This is a genomic window from Buttiauxella sp. BIGb0471 (assembly GCF_024807715.1).
Taxonomy (GTDB): Bacteria; Pseudomonadota; Gammaproteobacteria; order Enterobacterales; family Enterobacteriaceae; genus Buttiauxella; species Buttiauxella agrestis.
The window spans coordinates 410,921-430,700 of record NZ_JANUEU010000002.1; the positions used below are offsets into that span (position 1 = coordinate 410,921).

General features: G+C 53.0%; 18 protein-coding genes and 2 tRNA genes. 8 read left to right on the forward strand and 12 right to left on the reverse strand.

Translation table 11 applies throughout. The features are described from left to right. Nucleotides 1-45: 45 nt before the first annotated feature. The 3 genes from M2371_RS08415 (at nt 46) to M2371_RS08425 (ending at nt 2,138) form a co-directional block, all read left to right on the forward strand. Nucleotides 46-1,647 carry an ABC transporter substrate-binding protein gene (locus M2371_RS08415; protein ID WP_259267706.1) on the forward strand — a complete coding sequence of 534 codons (1,602 nt, stop codon included), beginning with the start codon at nt 46-48 and terminating at the stop codon, nt 1,645-1,647. Nucleotides 1,648-1,810: 163 nt separating this feature from the next. Then, nucleotides 1,811-1,898 (forward strand) — tRNA-Ser (locus tag M2371_RS08420). A gap of 152 nt (nt 1,899-2,050) precedes the next feature. Then, nucleotides 2,051-2,138, forward strand: a tRNA-Ser gene (locus M2371_RS08425). Between the two features lie 47 nt (nt 2,139-2,185). Here M2371_RS08425 and M2371_RS08430 read toward each other — a convergent pair. Next, nucleotides 2,186-2,977, reverse strand: a complete 792-nt coding sequence (locus tag M2371_RS08430) for an SDR family oxidoreductase (protein ID WP_259267448.1) — start codon at nt 2,975-2,977, stop codon at nt 2,186-2,188. 168 nt (nt 2,978-3,145) lie between these two features. Between M2371_RS08430 and agp the strand changes: the two genes are divergently transcribed. Beyond that, nucleotides 3,146-4,396: a bifunctional glucose-1-phosphatase/inositol phosphatase gene (gene agp, locus M2371_RS08435; RefSeq protein WP_259267449.1), complete on the forward strand. Its 1,251-nt coding sequence runs from the start codon at nt 3,146-3,148 to the stop codon at nt 4,394-4,396. A gap of 39 nt (nt 4,397-4,435) precedes the next feature. On the opposite strand, the gene M2371_RS08440 is transcribed toward agp, so the two are convergent. Beyond that, nucleotides 4,436-4,663: a YccJ family protein gene (locus M2371_RS08440; protein WP_034494378.1), complete on the reverse strand. Its 228-nt coding sequence runs from the start codon at nt 4,661-4,663 to the stop codon at nt 4,436-4,438. A gap of 20 nt (nt 4,664-4,683) precedes the next feature. Continuing rightward, nucleotides 4,684-5,280: an NAD(P)H:quinone oxidoreductase gene (wrbA, locus tag M2371_RS08445; RefSeq protein WP_172894956.1), complete on the reverse strand. Its 597-nt coding sequence runs from the start codon at nt 5,278-5,280 to the stop codon at nt 4,684-4,686. A gap of 399 nt (nt 5,281-5,679) precedes the next feature. On the opposite strand from wrbA, the gene M2371_RS08450 reads away from it, so the two are divergent. Together M2371_RS08450 and M2371_RS08455 are read left to right on the forward strand one after the other, a co-directional pair. Further along, complete coding sequence (locus tag M2371_RS08450; RefSeq protein WP_034456279.1) at nt 5,680-5,856, forward strand: general stress protein; 177 nt, start codon at nt 5,680-5,682, stop codon at nt 5,854-5,856. Between the two features lie 125 nt (nt 5,857-5,981). Then, nucleotides 5,982-6,890, forward strand: a complete 909-nt coding sequence (locus tag M2371_RS08455; RefSeq protein WP_172894955.1) for a DMT family transporter — start codon at nt 5,982-5,984, stop codon at nt 6,888-6,890. Nucleotides 6,891-6,982: 92 nt separating this feature from the next. Here the strand turns inward: M2371_RS08455 and rutG are convergent, their stop codons facing one another. Genes rutG through rutA form a run of 7 tightly spaced genes read right to left on the reverse strand, consistent with a single transcriptional unit; the run spans nt 6,983 to nt 12,421 of the window. Beyond that, nucleotides 6,983-8,302: a pyrimidine utilization transport protein G gene (gene rutG / locus M2371_RS08460; RefSeq protein WP_259267450.1), complete on the reverse strand. Its 1,320-nt coding sequence runs from the start codon at nt 8,300-8,302 to the stop codon at nt 6,983-6,985. A gap of 27 nt (nt 8,303-8,329) precedes the next feature. Further along, nucleotides 8,330-8,818, reverse strand: coding sequence for an NADH-dependent FMN reductase RutF (rutF, locus tag M2371_RS08465; protein WP_259267451.1), 489 nt, complete (start codon nt 8,816-8,818; stop codon nt 8,330-8,332). Nucleotides 8,819-8,827: 9 nt separating this feature from the next. Next, nucleotides 8,828-9,418, reverse strand: a complete 591-nt coding sequence (locus M2371_RS08470; RefSeq protein WP_259267452.1) for a malonic semialdehyde reductase — start codon at nt 9,416-9,418, stop codon at nt 8,828-8,830. Continuing rightward, nucleotides 9,415-10,227 carry a pyrimidine utilization protein D gene (gene rutD, locus M2371_RS08475; RefSeq protein ID WP_259267453.1) on the reverse strand — a complete coding sequence of 271 codons (813 nt, stop codon included), beginning with the start codon at nt 10,225-10,227 and terminating at the stop codon, nt 9,415-9,417. The genes M2371_RS08470 and rutD overlap by 4 nt, the downstream gene beginning before the upstream one ends. Before the next feature lie 3 nt (nt 10,228-10,230). Further along, nucleotides 10,231-10,617: a pyrimidine utilization protein C gene (gene rutC / locus M2371_RS08480; RefSeq protein ID WP_259267454.1), complete on the reverse strand. Its 387-nt coding sequence runs from the start codon at nt 10,615-10,617 to the stop codon at nt 10,231-10,233. A 14-nt stretch (nt 10,618-10,631) separates the two neighbouring features. Continuing rightward, nucleotides 10,632-11,330, reverse strand: a complete 699-nt coding sequence (rutB, locus tag M2371_RS08485) for a pyrimidine utilization protein B (RefSeq protein ID WP_259267455.1) — start codon at nt 11,328-11,330, stop codon at nt 10,632-10,634. Continuing rightward, on the reverse strand, nt 11,330-12,421 hold the full coding sequence (gene rutA / locus M2371_RS08490; RefSeq protein WP_259267456.1) for a pyrimidine utilization protein A: 1,092 nt from the start codon (nt 12,419-12,421) through the stop codon (nt 11,330-11,332). The genes rutB and rutA overlap by 1 nt, the downstream gene beginning before the upstream one ends. Nucleotides 12,422-12,676: 255 nt before the next feature. Here rutA and rutR point away from each other — a divergent pair, with 255 nt between their 5' ends. Then, nucleotides 12,677-13,321, forward strand: coding sequence for an HTH-type transcriptional regulator RutR (rutR, locus tag M2371_RS08495; RefSeq protein ID WP_034494395.1), 645 nt, complete (start codon nt 12,677-12,679; stop codon nt 13,319-13,321). On the opposite strand, the gene M2371_RS08500 is transcribed toward rutR, so the two are convergent. Beyond that, nucleotides 13,318-13,716, reverse strand: a complete 399-nt coding sequence (locus M2371_RS08500) for a lysozyme inhibitor LprI family protein (protein ID WP_259267457.1) — start codon at nt 13,714-13,716, stop codon at nt 13,318-13,320. The genes rutR and M2371_RS08500 overlap by 4 nt on opposite strands. Nucleotides 13,717-13,774: 58 nt before the next feature. Further along, nucleotides 13,775-17,737, reverse strand: a complete 3,963-nt coding sequence (putA, locus tag M2371_RS08505) for a trifunctional transcriptional regulator/proline dehydrogenase/L-glutamate gamma-semialdehyde dehydrogenase (RefSeq protein ID WP_259267458.1) — start codon at nt 17,735-17,737, stop codon at nt 13,775-13,777. 394 nt (nt 17,738-18,131) lie between these two features. Between putA and putP the strand changes: the two genes are divergently transcribed. Beyond that, nucleotides 18,132-19,640, forward strand: a complete 1,509-nt coding sequence (gene putP, locus M2371_RS08510) for a sodium/proline symporter PutP (protein ID WP_259267459.1) — start codon at nt 18,132-18,134, stop codon at nt 19,638-19,640. Nucleotides 19,641-19,780 lie beyond the last annotated feature (140 nt).

Sequence of the window (19,780 nt, forward strand, 5' to 3'; positions counted from 1 at the left end):
ACTCAAATAAGGCGTGTTATGAAAACAAATAACCACATCACATTTATGAAATCGTTTATCGCAATTGGACTGGCTAGTGCAATTTCAGGTGCCTGGGCGGCGAATGTGCCAGCAGGAACCGAACTGGCTGCGAAACAGGAACTAGTACGCAACAATGGCAGTGAACCGGCTTCACTTGATCCTCATAAAGTAGAAAGTAGTGTGGAGTCGGCAATTATCAGTGATTTTTTTGAAGGGCTGGTAGAGGTACGCAACGATGGTTCCATCGAGCCAAGACTGGCCGACAAGTGGGAACAAAAAAGCAGCACGGAATGGGTTTTTCATCTTCGCCCTGGCATTAAATGGTCCAACGGTGAGCCGATCACTGCTGAAGATGTGGTCTGGAGTTGGCAGCGTCTGGTTGATCCCAAAATAGGATCACCTTATGCGAGCTATCTCGGCAATATGCATGTGGAAAACGCGGCAGATATTGCAGAGGGTAAAAAATCCCCTGATACGTTAGGTGTGAAAGCGTTAGATGCAACCACGCTGCAAGTTACGCTGACTCAACCTACTGCCGCCTTCCTCGCAATGCTCGCACACACCTCGCTGGTGGTGGTTGATAAAGCCGTTGTTGAGAAGTTTGGCGACAAATGGACGCAGCCGGCTAATTTTGTCAGTAGTGGGCCATACACACTTTCTGACTGGGTAGTAAACGAAAAAGTTATCGGGGTGCGTAATAAAAACTATTGGGACGATAGCCACACCGTTATTAACAAAGTGACTTATTTGCCCATTGCTTCTGAAACCTCAGACATCAATCGCTATAAAGCCGGTGAAATCGATATTGTTTTGACTGTGCCGCAAACGCTGTACGCTTCACTGAAGAAATCTATACCCGATCAGGTGCATGTGACACCTAAACTGGCGACCTACTACTACCAATTTAATACCACTAAAGCGCCATTTAACGACCCGCGTGTGCGGCGTGCGCTGAACATGGCACTGGATAAAGACATCATCGCTGAAAAAGTGCTGGGGCAGGGGCAAATCCCGGCCTGGGTCATCAGCCAGAAAGATATTGGTGGTGTCGAACTCAAATCACCTGATTACGCCAGTTGGAGCCATGAGAAGCGTGTAGCGGAAGCGAAAAAGCTTCTGGAAGAAGCGGGGTTTAATGCCACCCATCCGTTGAAATTCAATCTGTTGTACAACACTTCTGAATCGCATCAACGCATTGCCATTGCCGCCAGTTCAATGTGGAGCAAAAACCTGGGAGTAGAAGCGAAGCTGCAAAACCAGGAATGGAAAACCATGCTTGATACTATGCACAGCGGGACATTTGACGTGGTGCGTTATGCGTGGATTGCTGATTACGACGATGCGGCGACATTCCTGAATAACTTCCGCACTGGCGATAGCGAAAATACCTCGAAGTACAGCAATGCCGCTTTTGATGACGCACTAAAAAATGCAGCCAAAGCAGACAATGTGGAACAGCGCGGTAAGTTCTACCAACAAGCCGAAGATAAACTGGCGGAAGATGTGCCAGCCATTCCGGTTTATCACTATGTATTGGTCCAGTTAGTGAAACCTTATGTCGGCGGATACGCGCCAAACAATCTTGGTTTCTACTACACCAAAGATATGTACATCAAAAAACATTGATAGTTGGTTCGTTGCAGGCTGCAAAACTTGCAACGAATTCTGATGTTAAATTGCTCAAGTTGTTGGCGTTTCACTCAAACGGTGCGAGTTTGGTGATTTATCAGGCGAACGAACAAAATCATGCTTTACAGGAAGTATGGGGATGTTTATAGTTCGCCTCGTTGGAAGCGTGGCCGAGTGGTTGAAGGCACCGGTCTTGAAAACCGGCGATCCGAAAGGGTTCTAGAGTTCGAATCTCTACGCTTCCACCAACATTCAAGCCCTAGCTTAGAAATAAGCTGGGGCTTTTTCGTTTTAACTTTTTGATGTTTCAATTAAATAACACGATTTTGGTTATTTTTAAGGCGAACGAACAAAGTCAGGCTTTACAGGAAGTTCGGAGATGTTTATAGTTCGCCTCGTTGGAAGCGTGGCCGAGTGGTTGAAGGCACCGGTCTTGAAAACCGGCGATCCGAAAGGGTTCTAGAGTTCGAATCTCTACGCTTCCACCAACATTCAAGCCCTAGCTTAGAAATAAGCTGGGGCTTTTTCGTTATTGCTATTGCTTATAACGCGGTGCTGGCACGCCAGTCAGGCAGGCATGATAGATTGCCAACCGGGCCGATTCATAAGCCTCCCATTTCGCCAGGTCATGCAACGCCGGGATGGTCACCGCTTCGCCGTTTTCCAATCCGGCAAGGGCTGCATCCACCATATTTTCACTGGTCATAATTGCCTCAGGCGGCAATATATCCATGGACACTCCCGACACGCCCCATATTTCCGTGGCCGTTATCGCCGGTAGCACCGCCTGAATTCGCACGTTGCTGCCTGCCACTTCTTCTTGCAAACCACGGGTGAAATTCAGCACATAGCCCTTTGTGCCGCTATATACCGCACTTCCGGCCGTTGCATTAAGTGAAACCACTGACGCGATGTTAATAATCGTGCCGCTGTTTTGTGCCTTAAAGCGGGTCAGGGCGGCAAGGCTCAGGCGGGTCAGCGCGGTGATATTCAACATCAGATCCGCCAGATGCAACTCAACGCTGCCATCAACAAAAGGCGCAATATGGGCAGTTCCGGCGTTATTCACCAACACTTCTATGTGGTCGGTGCGTCGTATTGCCTCTTCCACCGCCTGAATTCCTCTTTCATCCGCAAGGTCCGCGGGCAATATCTCGACGTTTATTCCATGCAGCGCCTGAAGTTTGTTAGCCAGTTCTTGCAGGCGTTCTTCCCTACGTGCAACCAGCAACAAATCGTATCCGCGAACGGCAAAGCGTTCAGCATAAACCGCGCCAATACCCGAAGAAGCACCGGTAATGACCGCAACAGAAGGGGACGTCGTCATGGTATTGCCTCGTTGGTCAAAGTAGATGGGGATTTCCCCATTAAACATAGATGGAATCGCTTTCGTTCACCGACTGTTTTTGCGACAGGGTCAAAAGGCGACAGCCGTTTTTTCTGCCAAACTGAATGCGGCACTTCATTCGTGCCATAACATCTTGAGGATGAAGGGATGAATAAAAAAACGATTGCGGCATTATTGGCTATGGCTTACTTCGCACCTGCACTGGCGCACGCCGAAACCGCGCCACAGGGTTACAAACTTGAACAAGTGTTGCTGATGAGTCGCCATAACCTGCGCGCCCCGCTGGCTAACAATGGCAGCGTACTGGAACAATCCACGGCGCAGTCCTGGCCTGAATGGGATGTGCCGGGTGGCCAGCTCACCACTAAAGGCGGCGTGCTGGAAGTGTATATGGGCCATTACTTACGTGAATGGCTTGCCGAACAAGGGCTGGTCAAAAGTGGTGAATGCCCAATGCCACAAAGCGTGTACGCCTACGCTAACAGCTTGCAACGTACCGTCGCTACGGCGCAGTTCTTTATCACCGGGGCGTTTCCTGGATGTGATGTGCCTGTCCATCATCAGGAAAAAATGGGCACCATGGACCCAACCTTCAACCCGGTCATCACCAATGATTCGCCTGAGTTTAAGCAAGCCGCTCTGAAGGCGATGGAAACCCAGCGCGAGCACTTCAAACTGGACGACAGCTACCAACTGCTGGAGCAAATTGTCGCATTCAAAGATTCGCCAGGTTGCAAAGAAAAACAGGTGTGTGACCTGACCGCGCAGAAAGACAAATTTAGCGCCAATGCCACAGAAGAACCTGGCGTGAGTGGCCCACTCAAAGTCGGTAACTCGCTGGTGGATGCGTTTACGCTGCAATATTACGAAGGCTTCCCGGTCGATAACGTCGCCTGGGGGAAAATCAAAACCGACCAGCAGTGGAAGGTATTATCCCAGCTGAAAAATAGTTATCAGGACACGCTGTTTACCTCGCCACAAGTGGCGCGAAATGTCGCCGCACCGCTGATCAAATACATTCAGAAAGCGTTGGCGGGCAATGATAATAAAGGGCCAAAAATCACGTTGCTGGTTGGGCATGACTCCAACATTGCATCGCTGCTGACGGCACTGGATTTCAAACCTTATCAATTACCTGAACAATATGAACGTACGCCAATTGGTGGGAAAATCATGTTCCAGCGTTGGCATGATGCGGATAACAATCGTGAATTGATGAAGGTGGAGTACGTCTATCAAAGCACCGAGCAGTTGCGTAAGGCGGATGTATTAAGCCTGCAACAACCTCCGCAGCGTGTGACGCTCCAGCTTAACGGTTGTCCGACCGATGCGAATGGTTTTTGCCCGTGGGATAAATTCACCGAAGTATTAGCGCAATCGGTGAGTCAGGCGAAGTAAAAGAAAGGGGATCCCCCGCCGTGAGCGGGGGAAATCAGGTTAAACGTTTTTCCGCTCGATGGTTTGCTCGCCCCAAAATAGCGAATCTTTATCCGTCTTTTCAAATGCCAACGTTAAGACTTCGTCGTTGCCATCTTCCCAAATTTTCTCAGCTAATTTTTCGTCGTATTTTGCCACTTCAAAAATAGCCTCTGCTATTTCAGGAGAAGTGTTTCTCAAACTCGCCCATTCACCAACATGATGAACTTTTGATTGTTGATTCTGCATGCTCTCCTCCAGAACGTCATTTAACCATGAAGTTTGACTGCCAGACCTGCCACGTGTTCACCCTGGAAGCGGGCAATAGAAAGCTCTTCCTGGCTTGGCTGGCGTGAACCGTCTGCTCCGGCAATCGTTGTTGCACCGTAAGGCGTCCCACCACGAACCTGTGAGACATCAAACAATTCTTGTGCCGCGTAACCGATAGGGACAATCACCATGCCGTGGTGGGCAAGTGTGGTCCAGGTTGAAGAGATGGTATGTTCCTGGCCGCCGCCAGTGCCGGTTGAACTAAACACGCTGGCAAGCTTGCCGTGTAAAGCGCCTGATGCCCATAAGCCACCCGTTTGATCGAGGAAGGTGCGCATCTGCCCGGACATATTGCCAAAGCGGGTTGGAGTGCCAAAAATAATTGCGTCGTAATCGGCAAGCTCTTGTGGTGTGGCTTGCGGGGCGTTTTGCGTCTTACCACCGGCTTTCAGGAATGCTTCGGCGGGCATGGTTTCCGGGACACGTTTCACCGTCACCTCTACGCCATCAACCTTCTGTGCACCTTCTGCCACAGCGTGTGCCATGGTTTCGATGTGTCCGTACATTGAATAATAAAGCACCAGAACTTTAGCCATTTCGCTTCACTCCTTACCTGTGTCGCAGCGTTTGCTGCCGTACTTTAAAGATAAGTGCTGTGGCTCAGACTGCAACCTTGAGTGCCGATTCCTTGATCCTTCACAATCTTGCAGGCATTTGAGGAGAAATGTCGCATTACGTCACATTTTCCTGAGGTGACTATTTCACTAAAAATAAGAAAGTCTTATGGATTAAGCGGCGAAAAAATCACCCATTCTGGCGATTACATGTTGCAAGATATTACGATTAACTGGTCAATTACTCTGTCTGCACTAAGCTTAGTTCCACGCGACGTTACTTATGTTTTGTTATGTTTTGTTCGCGCGGTGAAAGAATACTCTTTGACCGAATGCAATATGATCTCTTAACTATTTCGCAATCCAATCTGGAGGTTAGAAATGGCAAACCATCGTGGTGGGTCAGGTAATTTCGCTGAAGACCGTGAAAGAGCATCAGAAGCAGGTCGCAAAGGTGGCCAGCATAGTGGCGGGAACTTCAAAAATGACCCGCAACGTGCCTCAGAAGCAGGCCAGAAAGGGGGCAAAAATAGCCACGGCAAAGGTAGCAGTAAGTAATCGTACGCAGCCTGGTTAACCCCAACCGCCGGTGAAAGCCGGCGGTTTTATTTTGTCTGTCCCATTGCACGGGTCCCCGTCGCACAGCACACTATCCGGCTTGCTTATTCCGCTTCGGTATTTCCATGTCAGCCCTACTGCGCCGTTACCAATTTGCCATTAAACCCCAGGAAGCCATCCTGATCCTCATCACCATGTTTTGGGGTGGGACATTCCTTGCCGTGTCATATGCGATGACGATGAGCGGGCCATTCTTTTTCGTCGGATTACGCTTTGCCACCGCCGCGCTGGCGGTTGGTTTGCTGTCGCTAAAAACACTGCGCGGCCTGACCTGGCTTGAGATCAAAGCTGGTGTGTTTATCGGGGTGTCGATTGCGATAGGTTACAGCATGCAAACCTGGGGTTTACAGACCATTCCCAGCAGCAAATCCGCATTTATTACCGCGATGTACGTGCCGCTGGTGCCCGTTCTGCAATGGATTTGTCTGGGCAGAATGCCGGGTGTGATGTCGTGGATTGGCGTAGCACTTGCGTTTATCGGCCTGATTTTTCTTGCCGGGCCGGACGGCACCTCGTTAACGCTTGGCGCGGGTGAAATTATCACGCTGATTAGCGCCCTGGCGATTGCCGCAGAAATCATTCTTATCAGCGCCTGGGCGGGCAAAGTGGATATTAAGCGCGTCACGATTGTGCAGCTTGCAACCGCCTCGATTGTTGCGTTTGCCACCATGATTCCGGCTGGCGAAAGTGTTCCTGCATTTACCCCTGATTTGCTGGCTATTGCGTTAGGTCTTGGGATTTTCAGCGCCATTATTCAAGTGACGATGAACTGGGCGCAACGCAGCGTTTCCCCGACGCGAGCGACGGTGATTTACACCGGCGAACCGGTTTGGGCAGGTATATTCGGACGTATTGCCGGAGAACGATTACCCGTTTTGGCGCTACTGGGCGGGGCATTGATTGTGCTGGGTGTGTTGGTCAGCGAGCTAAAACTCAAACGCAAAAAGAAGCAGGAATCACTCTCAGCTTTGTAGAGACCGGATATGTCTTTTTTGTCGGGGGGGCGCTACGCTAGCCCGACCTACAACGACTAACTGTAGGTCGGATAAGCGAAGCGTCATCCGACTTATGGAACGACTGCGCCGTCGGCAATAACCACCGGGCGGCGGCTCAAAATAGCGTTCAGTATAATCGCGCCAAAAGTAGCCGTCCCAATCCCGCCGAGCGTGAAACCACCGATCGTTAAGGCGAAATCACCCGCCCCCAATACCAGCGTTACCGCCACCATAATCAGGTTGCTGTTCTGGCTTAAATCAACATTGTGCTGCACCCAGATCCGTGCGCCTGCTACGGCTATCAAGCCAAACACCACAATAGATGCGCCGCCAATCACTGGCCCCGGAATAGTATGGATAAGCGCGCCAAATTTTGGTGAAAAACCTAATAACATGGCGATGCCGGAGGCGGCGACAAACACCAGTGTTGAATAGACTTTTGTCACCGCCATCACACCGATATTCTCCGCGTAGGTCGTCACGCCGCTGCCACCGACCGAGCCTGAAAGCATGGTTGCCAGGCCATCCCCGACAAACGCTTTGCCGATGTACGGGTCCATATTTTTACCCGTCATTCCGGCAACGGCTTTTAAATGTCCGAGGTTTTCTGCCACCAGAATCACCGCCACGGGCGCTATCAGCATCATCGCCTGCACGTTAAACGTCGGGGAAGTCATTTGCGGAATACCGAACCATGCCGCAGCACCGATCAGCGCAAAATCCACCGGTTTACCGAAACCAAAACCATTTGCCAGTACCGCGTAAATGGCGCAGGCGAGGATGAGGCCAATCAGAATTAACAACCGTTGGATCATGCCTCGGGTAAACACCGCCACCAGCCCGATACACATCACCGTCATGACCGCCATCCAGCTATCGAAGCTGCTGGCGGAAACGCCCCGCACCGCAATGGGTGCCAGATTCAGGCCGATGGCCATCACCACTGCACCGGTCACGACGGGAGGCATCAGCCGTTCAATCCAGCGCGTTCCGGCCTTCATCACCACAAACCCAATCAGCGTATACACCAGGCCACAGGCGATAATTCCGCCGAGCGCCACGCTTAAATGCGGGTTTAAGCCTTGCCCGTTAAAGCCGGTCACTGCAATCACCACGCCGACAAACGCGGCACTCGAGCCTAAGTAACTCGGTACGCGCCCTCCGGTAACCAGGAAGAATAGCAGCGTCCCAACCCCCGACATTAATATCGACAAATTAGGATCAAGCCCCATCAAAAGCGGCATCAGTACCGTTGCGCCAAACATTGCCACCGCATGCTGCACGCCCATCACCAGCGTTTGACCGAGCGGCAGCGTTTCATCCGGGGCGATGACTCCGCCTTCCGTTATCGCAGTTTTTTTACGCCATTGTGGAAACCAGGAATTCGCCATATTCATCTCCAAGGGAACACGTTTCGGCTAACAGGCAGGCCGCATCAGTTGGTGATAGCCACGGTCAAACCACACCAGACCGTGGGACTCGTCATTACGTTCAAGATCCACTAATTCACAGAATAAAATGTCATGCGTGCCCACACTGACGACCTGGCTGATACGGCAATCAAAAGAGACAATGGCCCCTTCAAGTTGCGGACAACCTGTCGCGCCGTTTCGCCAGCGCGCGGCGGAAAAGCGCTCGGTCATGGCGGTTTTTCCGCCAAACAGATTGGATAACGCTTCGTGTCCGGCGGCCAGAGTGTTGACGCACAGCGCCTCGTTGCGGCTAAAAATCGGCCACACCGACGCGCTACGATTCAGGCAAACCAGCAGGGTTGGCGGGTCGTCTGTGACGCTGCACACCGCTGATGCGGTAAAGCCCGCGCGTCCGGCAGGACCGTCGGTGGTGACGATATTCACCGCCGCCCCCAGGCACGACATCGCATCGCGGAAGATTTGTTTCTCAATCATCTTTGCTCCTTAAGCCACGCGGCAGGCGGCTTCAAACGCTAGACGTGGCAGACGCGTATGGGCTTTTGCCGGGTCGCCATAACCGATGTTTATCAGCAAATTACTTTTCCAGCCGTTGGCGCTGAAAAACTCCGCATCGACTTTTTTACGGTCAAAACCGGACATCGGCCCGGTGTCGAAACCGAGCGCCCGACAGGCCGCAATCAGATAGGCGGCCTGCATGGAGCTGTTGCGAAATGCCGTTTCTTCTGCCAGCTCCGGGCTTGAGGTAAACCAGGCGCGGGCGTCGGCGTAGGGGAATAACGTCGGCAATTGTTCAAAGAAAACCGGATCCCAGGCCACGATGGCGGTCACGGGCGCGCTCATGGTTTTGTCGATATTTCCCGATGACAGCGCGGGTTTCAGGCGTGCTTTTGCCTCCGGGCTGCGGACAAATAAAAAGCGTGCAGGCGAACAGTTGGCGGAGGTTGGGCCAAGTCGCATCAGGTTATAAATCTCGGCAAGCTGGGCATCACTCACCGGTTTATCCAGCCACGCGCTGTGGGTTCGAGCGCCGGTAAACAGCGTTTCCAGTGCCTCGCTTGAGAGGGCATGACTCATACATTTTCCTTCTGAAAAGAGGGTTCGACTTGCTGCAAAGCGCTCATTGCGCTGAGAAACCGTTGATTAAAATTGTTCGCGTCAGTGACGTTGCAGGCGTGTCCACCCCACGGCATCATCTCAAGCGTGCTTTCAGCCAACGCTTCATGTAATTCCACAGAACAATTCCACGGCACCAGCAGATCGTCGCGGGAGCAAATCAGCAGCACCGGTTGGTGAATATGTGCAGCTGTGTCGTGGAAGTCAGCTGCCTTCAGCGCATTCAGGCGGCAAGTCAGATTTTCAGCTCCCTGAAAGTGCGCATTGTGCATCGCTTCTTCTGCTTCGAGGCGCGGCTGATTCGCCGCCATCCAGTCTGCCGGGTAGAGAAAAAGCGGTTGAGCCTGCAAATAGGCGGCAGGGCCACTCTCGCGCAGCAGCGTTTCACGCACCGCAAAACAGCGCCGCGTATGGGCATTGAGCTGCAACCAGCCATTGATTATCGCAATGCGATCAATAGACGCCGGGTAGTCCAGCGCCAGTTGCAGGGCGACCAGCCCGCCGAGTGCATGCCCGAGCACGCTGTAATGCGTAATGCCCTGTTGCAACAAGGCGTTGTGGATTTCATAGGCCATATCGGCAAGCGAGTAATCAGTGGGCAGCGGCTCGCGGTTCACGCCCGTCCCGCGCTGGTCGTACACCACCAGTTGGTAATGTTCGCTCAGTGTCGCTCGTTGTGGCAGCCAGTAATTGCCAGTTCCTCCAAGCCCCGCAATCAAGAGCAGAACGGGGGCGTCGGTGAAGGGCGCTGGAGTCAGCTCAATTTGCATAAGCTATTTCCCGATATGCGCGACGCTGGCGATCTCAACCAACGCGTCGGGTTTTACCAGCCCGCATTGAATGCAGAAGCGGGCCGGTTTTTCGCCGGGGAAAAACTCGGCGTACACTTCGTTGATGGCGGCGTAGTTGCTCCAGTCGGTGATGAAAATCGAGTTAAACGTCACGTCATCCATGGTGCCGCCTGCGGTTTCAATCACCGATTTTATGGTTTCCAGCACATGGCGCGTCTGGGCTTTGGCGTCTCCGACATACACCACATTGTTTTGCTTATCGAACGGCAACGTGCCGGAGACATACACCACACCATCGGCCAGCGTGCCCGGTACAAATGGCGCGATAGGGGTTGTGGTTCCCGGAGGCATAATCACAGATTTCGGCATCGGCATTCTCCTGTTCAGGCGATTCGGGCAAGGGATTGCGGCTGTAACGCCTGGCAAAACGTGCCGACGTCGCTCACCCAACCAAAGAACGTTTCAATATTGAAAAGTGCGGCTTGCTGCGCAAACGCAGGCCCAGCCTGATGCGTGGCATCGGCTAAAACCACGCCAAAATATTCGAGGAAAAAGCCATCGCGCAGTGTTGATTCCACGCAAACGTTGGTGGCGATACCGGTAAACACCAGGTGGCGAATGCCCCGCGATCGCAAAATGCTATCCAACGGCGTGTTAAAGAAACCACTGTAACGAGGTTTGGGCAGCACGATATCGCCTGGCTGCGGCACCAGTTCGTCTACCAGTTGGTAATCCCAGCTGCCTTTTGCCAGCAGTTTTCCCTGTAATTCCGGCTGCTTGCGCATGGTTTTGAGAGCGTTGGACTTGTGGAAATTCGGCGAACCTGGCCCGCCAGCTTCGACATAATCGCTGTCCCAACCGTTCTGGAACCAGACAATCAACATGCCTGCTTCCCGAGCGGCGGCCACCGCTGTTTTAATGTTTTCGATAACCGGTTTGGTTGCCGAAACATCAAAGCCCGCAAGGTCCAGATAACCGCCCTGGCTTGCATAAGCATTTTGCATATCGACGACGATCAGCGCCGTTTGCTCAGCGGCAAAGGTGAGGGCTTCCGGGCGAGCATCAAGAGTGATTTTTTTCATCACGCCACCTCGCGAGCAGAAGGGGAAAGATGCGAACGCGACTGCATCAACGGTTGGATTTTTTCGCCGAAAGCTTCAATGCCTGCGAGGAAATCATCAAAGGTGAGCAGTACGCCTTCGGCACCGGGAACGGTGGCGACTTCATCCAGCAGACGGGCGACGGTGGCGTAAGAGCCGACTAAAGTGCCCATGTTGATATTGACCGCTGAAGTGGGGTCAGCCATCTGGCGCACGTTGGTATCGGAACCGGAACGCGTGTCTTTTTGACTTTGTTCGGTCAACCAGGCCAGCGCTTCTTCATCGGCACCCGCTTTGTAGTGCTCCCATTTGGCGCGGGCGGCTTCGTCGGATTCATCGGCGATAATCATAAACAGCACGTAGGAACCGACATCGCGCCCGGTTATTTGCGCCGCTTCAACCATGCGCGCGGCAGTGGGAGCGAAGGCGGTTGGCGTATTCACACCTTTGCCAAAGCAGAAGTTGTAATCGGCATATTCGGCAGAAAATGCCATGCCCGCATCGCTCTGCCCGGCGCAAATCATTTTCACAGGCTGAGAGGGGCGCGGGCTTAAGCGGCAATCGTTCATGGTGAAAAACTCACCTTTTAAATCACTTTGCCCGGTTCCCCACAAATCGCGCAGCACCGTGGCGTATTCAGAAAGGTAGTCGTAGCGACGAGCGAAATATTCATCGCCCGGCCAGATGCCCATTTGCTCGTATTCCGGTTTCTGCCAGCCGGTCACCAGATTTACCCCAAAGCGCCCCGGTGCGATGGAATCAATGGTCGACGCCATTCGCGCCACGATAGCAGGCGGCAATGTGAGCGTGGCCGCCGTCGCGTAAATCTGAATTTTGGACGTCACCGCCGCAAGCCCTGCCATCAGGCTGAACGATTCGAGGTTATGATCCCAAAATTCGGTTTTGCCGCCAAAGCCACGCAGTTTGATCATCGAGAGGGCAAAGTCGAAATCGTAATATTCGGCTTTTTGCACAATCGCTTTGTTCAGCTCAAACGTGGGCATGTATTGCGGCGCGTTAGTAGAAATTAACCAGCCGTTGTTGCCGATAGGAACGAATACGCCAATTTTCATCACAAGCCTCTCTGGAAATGGTTGCTTTCAGTTGAGTCTTTGCAAGCCGGATGCCAGGTTGGAAAACTGTTTTGTTATCATAATGTTGAGAATTAGTTTCTATTTTTGATGTGTTAAAATCAGACTGTTTGGTCAAAATGAGTGCACAAAAAACACGCGTCAGTGCGCGTTCAGGGTGCAAAGGGGCGCAAACAGATCGTTGTCGCCAGGCGCTTTTGCTATGCTGTTGGGCAAAACCGAATAAAGAGAAATGGCATGGCACAAGGTGGCGCAGCAACCAAAGAAACCGGACGGCGTGTGCGTGCGGTCGCAGCGAAAAAGCAGGCAATTCTGGCTGCGGGACTGGAGTTTTTCTCCCAGTTTGGCATTCACGGCACCAGCATCGAGCAGGTCGCTGAGCGTGCCGAAGTGTCGAAAACCAATCTTCTCTATTATTACCCTTCCAAAGAAGCGCTCTACGTCGCGGTGCTCAAACAAATTCTGGATATCTGGCTGGCGCCGTTGCGTGCTTTTCGTGAAGATTTACAGCCGCTGGTGGCGATAGGCGAATACATCCGTCTGAAACTGGAAGTTTCACGTGATTACCCGCAGGCCTCGCGCTTGTTCTGCCTCGAAATGCTGCAAGGCGCGCCGTTGCTGAAAGAAGAATTAACCGGGGATTTAAAAACGCTGGTGGACGAAAAATCGGCCATTATTGCCGGTTGGGTCGAGAGCGGAAAACTGGCGGCGGTTGACCCGCACCATTTGATTTTCATGCTGTGGGCAACCACTCAACACTACGCTGACTTCGCAAGCCAGGTTGAAGCGGTGGCGGGCAGCAATCTTCAGGACGAGGCATTTTTCCGCCGCACGGTAGAAAACGTGCAGCGGATGATTATTGAAGGTATTCGGGTGCGTTAATTCGAGCCTGGATGGAAAACACAGCTTACGTCGCCTTCTTCGCAATTGAGCGTGCTTTTCAGCAGCTCCGTGCGCTCACGGGTTTTGTCTGTCATACATTGTGCGTGCACCATTGGGGCGACGGATGCGCCGTCAGCGCCAGAGGTTAAGAATGCACAATCGGCATCGCGAAAAGCAATCCACGCATTTTGCGCCGCTTTGAGCTGCGTTTTCTGGGTATCCGTGGCGAGCTTCATTGCCTTCTGATAAGTCTGATTGAGCAAATCATCCTGCTTTTTATACTCTTTGCCGTAACACTCATTCAGGCCAGCCTGCGATGTCTCGTTATCGCAACTGTCGGCCAGCACATTGGCGCTTAATAACAGGCAAGAAATAAGTAAACAAATGCGTTTCATCATCATTCCTCGAATAAAAAAGGCTCCCAAAAAGGAGCCTTTTTAGCGTAGTGAAAACTTAGCCGATTGTCATCAAACTGGCGTTGCCGCCTGCGGCTGCGGTGTTCACACTTAGCGAACGCTCAACGTACAAACGCTCCAGCAACAGGTTGGTTTCACCGCGAGCAAAGCCCTGCACCGAAACAATCGCACCGTCGCGTGCTGCCACTTTCTCGCACAGCAAACGTAGCTGGTCGGAATCACCGTGGTAAATCACTGCATCAAACGACTGGCTTAACAGCGCATCTTCTTTTGCAAAGTCGATGTGTTTTTGTACCAGTGTCGGCAGCGATTTTGCCAGTTCACGATGCAGCTTATCGTCAGCCCACAACGCACGGCTGCCAACACTAGTGACTGCCGCCAGTTGCACCAGCGCGTCTTGCTCGTTATCGGCGATACATAACACGCGTTCACGCGGCATTAACGCGTAGGTATTGCGCTCGCCCGTTGGCCCCGGTAGTTGGCGTAAAGTGCCGCTTTGTGCCAGCTGTGCGAAACGTTCGCAAATTGCAGGTAATTCGCCTTTTTTCACTGACCACTGCGTCAGCGTCTGGTGGGCTTCCTGGAGGCGGGCTTTCAGCGTGGTATCAACAGGCAGCTCCGCATCCTGACGGCTAAAGGTGGTTTGCAGCGCGCTATCCGGGCGGTTAGCCAGCAGGCGATACAGATACAGCGGGCCACCGGCTTTCGGACCCGTACCGGATAAACCTTCTCCGCCAAACGGCTGCACGCCGACGACTGCACCAACCATATTGCGGTTCACGTACATATTGCCGACATGGGCTGAACCGGTCACTTGCGCGATGGTTTCGTCGATACGGGTATGTACACCCAGCGTCAGACCATAACCTGCGGCATTGATTTGGTTAATCAATGATTCCAGGTTGTTGCGGTTGTAGCGCACCACATGCAGCACCGGGCCAAACACCTCTTTTTGCATCTCATCGAAGCTTTCCAGCTCAATCAGCGTCGGTGCGACAAAAGTGCCACTCTGCCACTCTTTTGCATCCACGCTGTTTTCACGCGCGGCCTGGAATACTTTGCGGCCTTTACCACGCAGCGTCTGGATGTGTTTCTCGATATTCTCTTTGGCCTCGCTGTCGATCACCGGGCCGATGTCGGTGGTCAGGCGGCCTGGGTTGCCCATGCGGCATTCCGCCATTGCGCCGCGCAGCATTTGCAGCGTGTGCTCGGCGACATCTTCCTGAATACACAGGACGCGCAGGGCAGAACAACGCTGGCCCGCGCTATCAAAGGCGGAGGCCAGCACATCAACTACTACTTGTTCGGTGAGCGCGGAAGAATCGACGATCATCGCGTTCAGACCACCCGTTTCGGCAATCAGCGGAGTCGGGCGGCCTTGTGCGTCAAGACGGTCAGCGATATTGCGTTGCAGTAAAGTGGCGACCTCGGTGGAACCGGTAAACATCACGCCACGCACGCGGGCATCACCGGTCAACTGCGCGCCGACGGTTTCACCCCGGCCAGGCAGCAGTTGCAGCACGCCCGCAGGCACACCGGCTTCGAGCAAAATAGCGATACCCTGCGCGGCAATCAGCGGAGTTTGTTCGGCCGGTTTTGCCAGCACGCTGTTACCCGCAGCAAGGGCGGCGGCAATTTGGCCACTAAAGATAGCCAGAGGGAAGTTCCACGGGCTGATACACACTACCGGGCCGAGTGGGCGATGGGTTTCGTTATCGAAATCATCGCGTACCTGGCCTGCGTAGTAATGCAGGAAATCGACCGCTTCACGCACTTCGGCAATCGCATTGCTGAAGGTTTTACCGGCTTCGCGCACCAGAATGCCAATCAACTGCTGCATCTGGCCTTCCATGATTACCGCAGCACGCTCAAGAATCGCGGCGCGTTCTTGTGGTGGCGTGGCGAACCAGATTGGCGCGTTGTTCACGGCACTTTCCAGCGCTTGCGAGACTTCCGCAGGCGTGGCTTCACGGGTAAAGCCCACGATATCGGTGGGTTCCGCCGGGTTCTTCACCGCAACCATATCGCCTGGTACAACAGGGTTTTCCAGAATCGGCAGCGCCTGCCATTTTTGTGCCGCACTGTTCAGCAGGGCAGAAGAGAGCGAGGCCAGGCGGTGTTCGTTCGCCAGATCCAGCCCACCTGAGTTGGTACGACCGCTGCCGTATAGCTCTTTTGGTAAGGGGATTTTTGGGTGCGGCAGGCCGAGTTGACCTTCTTTTCCTGCAATGCCTTCGATGGCGGTGACAGGGTCAGCGACTAATTCGTCGAGCGGTAGCGTGTTATCGGCGATACGGTTAACAAACGAGGTGTTCGCGCCGTTTTCCAGCAGGCGGCGCACCAGGTACGCCAGCAGCGTTTCGTGGGTGCCGACCGGGGCATAAATGCGGCAAGGGCGGTTCAGTTTACCGTCGGCAATTTTGCCTACCACTTGATCATAAAGCGGCTCGCCCATGCCGTGCAGGCACTGGAATTCGTACTGGCCAGGGTAGTAGTTTTGCCCGGCGAGGTTGTAAATGGCCGCCAGCGTGTGGGCGTTGTGGGTCGCAAACTGCGGGTAAATCAGGTTCGGTACGGCCAGCAGTTTTTTGGCGCAGGCCAGATATGAGATATCGGTGTATACCTTGCGTGTGTAAACCGGGTAGCCTTCCAGGCCGTCCATTTGCGCACGTTTGATTTCACTGTCCCAATATGCACCTTTCACCAGGCGAATCATCAGGCGGCGACGACTGCGGGAGGCGAGGTCAACCAGGTAATCAATCACGAACGGGCAGCGTTTTTGGTACGCCTGAATCACGAAGCCAATACCGTTCCAGCCCGCCAGTTCTGGCTCAAAGCACAGTTTTTCCAGCAGATCGAGGGAGATCTCCAGGCGATCGGCTTCTTCGGCGTCAATGTTGATGCCCACGTCGTACTGGCGTGCCAGCAGCGTCAAAGATTTCAGGCGCGGATATAACTCTTCCATCACGCGGTCGTACTGCGCGCGGCTATAACGCGGGTGCAGCGCAGAAAGTTTAATGGAAATCCCTGGGCCTTCGTAAATACCGCGCCCGTTAGAGGCTTTACCAATCGCGTGAATTGCCTGCTGATAAGAAACCATGTACGCCTGCGCGTCGGCGGCGGTCAGTGCCGCTTCACCCAGCATATCGTAGGAGTAGCGGAAACCTTTTTCTTCCAGTTTGCGGGCGTTGGCGAGCGCCTCGGCGATGGTTTCGCCGGTCACAAACTGCTCGCCCATCAGGCGCATTGCCATATCCACGCCTTTGCGGATTAACGGCTCGCCACTCTTGCTGATAATACGGTTCAGCGAGTGCGACAAACTGGCTTCGTTGTGGGTGGAAACCAGGCGGCCAGTAAACAACAAGCCCCAGGTCGCCGCGTTCACAAACAGAGACGGGCTACGGCCAATATGTGAGTGCCAGTTGCCGCTGCTGATTTTGTCGCGAATTAACGCATCACGCGTCGCTTTGTCCGGAATGCGCAATAAAGCTTCGGCGAGACACATTAATGCCACACCCTCTTGCGAAGAAAGTGAAAATTCCTGCAATAAACCCTGTACCATGCCCGCCCGGCCTGTTGCGCTCTTCTGATTACGCAATTTATCGGCGAGCTGATAAGCCAGTTTGTGGGTTTGTTCGGCGATGACCGGGGAGAGGCGAGCTTGCTCGAGGATCATGGGCACCGCGTCGGTTTCCGGGCGGCGCCAGGCGGCGGTAATCGCGGCGCGCGTGACCGACTGCGGAAGAATTTGCTCAGCGAAATCAAGGAACGGCTGGTGCGTTTCTTCAACGTGCGGTACGGCTTCTTCACTTTCGTTGGCAGCACCCGCCAGCAGAGCCGGGAGTTCTGGCAATTCGTCGTTGTTTTCCAGGCGTTCAAGATAGTTAAAAATCGCCTGTTTAATTAGCCAGTGCGGTGTGCGGTCAATGCGTGAAGCGGCTTCTTTAATGCGCTCGCGAGTCGATTCGTCGAGCTTAACACCCATGGTAGTGCTGCCCATGCCTGTCACTCCTTTATACCCGTTGTCCTTCAAGCCGAAGGAAGGGAATTGAATGGGGGGATTGATAAAAGTTACCCGGCAATATCTATCATGTTGCAACTTTGTGCAACCTTGTTAAATGTGAGCTGGATAGCAAGCTGGGAAATAGATTGAATTGTTAAATTTGGCCTAAGAAAGCGAGCGGGCTAATTATTCGCAGACAGGGTGAATTTACCGACACAGTTAACAGTTTAAGAGGGTGCAACCGTGAAAAGCGTGAGCGAGTGCAACCTCCAGGAAAAAGCTATTTTTTGTACGGTGAATTTATTGTGAATAACGTGTTAAAACGCTTGCGAGATGAAATTAATAAAAACCTGTGCTGCGTTCCGGCATGGCAAAAATCTGGAGAACTTGCATGACTATGAGTACACCAATGCTGGTGACTTTCTTTATCTACATCTTCGGCATGATATTGATAGGGTTTATCGCCTGGCGTTCAACCAAAAACTTTGATGACTACATTCTGGGCGGTCGCAGCCTGGGAAGCGTCGTCACCGCGTTATCAGCAGGCGCATCCGACATGAGCGGCTGGTTGCTGATGGGCCTGCCGGGCGCGATCTTCCTTTCCGGTATTTCGGAAAGCTGGATTGCCATCGGCCTGACTGTGGGCGCTTACATCAACTGGAAACTGGTTGCGGGCCGTCTGCGTGTTCACACTGAAGTGAACAACAATGCGCTGACGCTGCCGGATTATTTCACCGGGCGTTTTGAAGATAAGAGTCGCATCCTGCGTATTATTTCGGCGTTGGTGATTTTGCTGTTCTTCACCATTTATTGTGCGTCTGGCATCGTGGCGGGGGCGCGTCTGTTCGAAAGCACCTTTGGCATGAGCTACGAAACCGCACTGTGGGCGGGTGCTGCAGCCACTATCATTTATACCTTCGTTGGCGGGTTCCTGGCGGTGAGCTGGACTGACACAGTACAAGCAAGCCTGATGATTTTCGCGCTGATCCTGACTCCAGTCATGGTAGTGATTGCCGTCGGCGGGTTTGACGATTCCCTGGCGGTTATCAAGCAAAAAAGTATCGAAAATGTCGATATGCTCAAGGGCCTGAACTTCGTGGCGATTATCTCGCTGATGGGCTGGGGGTTGGGCTACTTTGGTCAGCCGCATATTCTGGCGCGTTTCATGGCGGCAGACTCGCATCACACCATCGTTAAAGCGCGTCGTATCAGTATGACGTGGATGGTTTTGTGCCTGGCGGGCGCGTGTGCTGTGGGCTTCTTCGGTATCGCTTACTTCAATAACAACCCGGCGCTTGCGGGTGCGGTGAACCAGAATGGCGAGCGTGTGTTCATTGAACTGGCTCAGTTGCTATTCAACCCGTGGATTGCCGGTATCTTGCTGTCGGCCATTCTGGCGGCGGTAATGTCCACTCTGAGCTGCCAGTTACTGGTGTGTTCAAGTGCAATCACTGAGGACCTGTACAAAGCCTTCTTCCGCAAAGACGCCGGGCAAAAAGAGTTGGTGTGGGTAGGGCGCTTCATGGTGTTGGTGGTGGCGCTGATCGCAATCGCGCTGGCGGCAAACCCTGAAAACCGTGTGCTGGGCCTGGTGAGTTATGCATGGGCAGGCTTTGGTGCCGCGTTCGGTCCGGTTGTGCTGCTCTCGGTAATGTGGTCACGCATGACGCGCAACGGCGCACTGGCGGGGATGATCATCGGTGCTGTGACGGTCATCGTCTGGAAACAGTTCGGTTGGTTGGGTCTGTACGAAATCATCCCAGGTTTCGTCTTCGGCAGCATCGGCATTGTGGTTGTTAGCCTGATGGGTAAAGCACCAAGTGCCACCATGCAAAAACGCTTTGAACAAGCGGATGAGATTTACCACACCGCGCCACCATCAAAGTTACAGCCTGAGTAAAATTCAGGGACTGCATATTCTCTCAAAGGCCGCATTCAGCGGCCTTTTTTACAAGTGTACATAAATAACCAAATTCTCTTCTTGTGTTTATTTTTGCCGTAATGATAATCACAATCGTTCTTCTTTTACTTTTCTTTACG

Coding starts and splice junctions, on each gene's coding strand:
- M2371_RS08415 (WP_259267706.1), top strand. CDS start 46: ATGAAATCGTTTATCGCAATTGGACTGGCTAGTGCAATTTCAGGTGCC.
- M2371_RS08430 (WP_259267448.1), bottom strand. CDS start 2,977: ATGACGACGTCCCCTTCTGTTGCGGTCATTACCGGTGCTTCTTCGGGT.
- agp (WP_259267449.1), top strand. CDS start 3,146: ATGAATAAAAAAACGATTGCGGCATTATTGGCTATGGCTTACTTCGCA.
- M2371_RS08440 (WP_034494378.1), bottom strand. CDS start 4,663: ATGCAGAATCAACAATCAAAAGTTCATCATGTTGGTGAATGGGCGAGT.
- wrbA (WP_172894956.1), bottom strand. CDS start 5,280: ATGGCTAAAGTTCTGGTGCTTTATTATTCAATGTACGGACACATCGAA.
- M2371_RS08450 (WP_034456279.1), top strand. CDS start 5,680: ATGGCAAACCATCGTGGTGGGTCAGGTAATTTCGCTGAAGACCGTGAA.
- M2371_RS08455 (WP_172894955.1), top strand. CDS start 5,982: ATGTCAGCCCTACTGCGCCGTTACCAATTTGCCATTAAACCCCAGGAA.
- rutG (WP_259267450.1), bottom strand. CDS start 8,302: ATGGCGAATTCCTGGTTTCCACAATGGCGTAAAAAAACTGCGATAACG.
- rutF (WP_259267451.1), bottom strand. CDS start 8,818: ATGATTGAGAAACAAATCTTCCGCGATGCGATGTCGTGCCTGGGGGCG.
- M2371_RS08470 (WP_259267452.1), bottom strand. CDS start 9,418: ATGAGTCATGCCCTCTCAAGCGAGGCACTGGAAACGCTGTTTACCGGC.
- rutD (WP_259267453.1), bottom strand. CDS start 10,227: ATGCAAATTGAGCTGACTCCAGCGCCCTTCACCGACGCCCCCGTTCTG.
- rutC (WP_259267454.1), bottom strand. CDS start 10,617: ATGCCGAAATCTGTGATTATGCCTCCGGGAACCACAACCCCTATCGCG.
- rutB (WP_259267455.1), bottom strand. CDS start 11,330: ATGAAAAAAATCACTCTTGATGCTCGCCCGGAAGCCCTCACCTTTGCC.
- rutA (WP_259267456.1), bottom strand. CDS start 12,421: ATGAAAATTGGCGTATTCGTTCCTATCGGCAACAACGGCTGGTTAATT.
- rutR (WP_034494395.1), top strand. CDS start 12,677: ATGGCACAAGGTGGCGCAGCAACCAAAGAAACCGGACGGCGTGTGCGT.
- M2371_RS08500 (WP_259267457.1), bottom strand. CDS start 13,716: ATGAAACGCATTTGTTTACTTATTTCTTGCCTGTTATTAAGCGCCAAT.
- putA (WP_259267458.1), bottom strand. CDS start 17,737: ATGGGCAGCACTACCATGGGTGTTAAGCTCGACGAATCGACTCGCGAG.
- putP (WP_259267459.1), top strand. CDS start 18,132: ATGACTATGAGTACACCAATGCTGGTGACTTTCTTTATCTACATCTTC.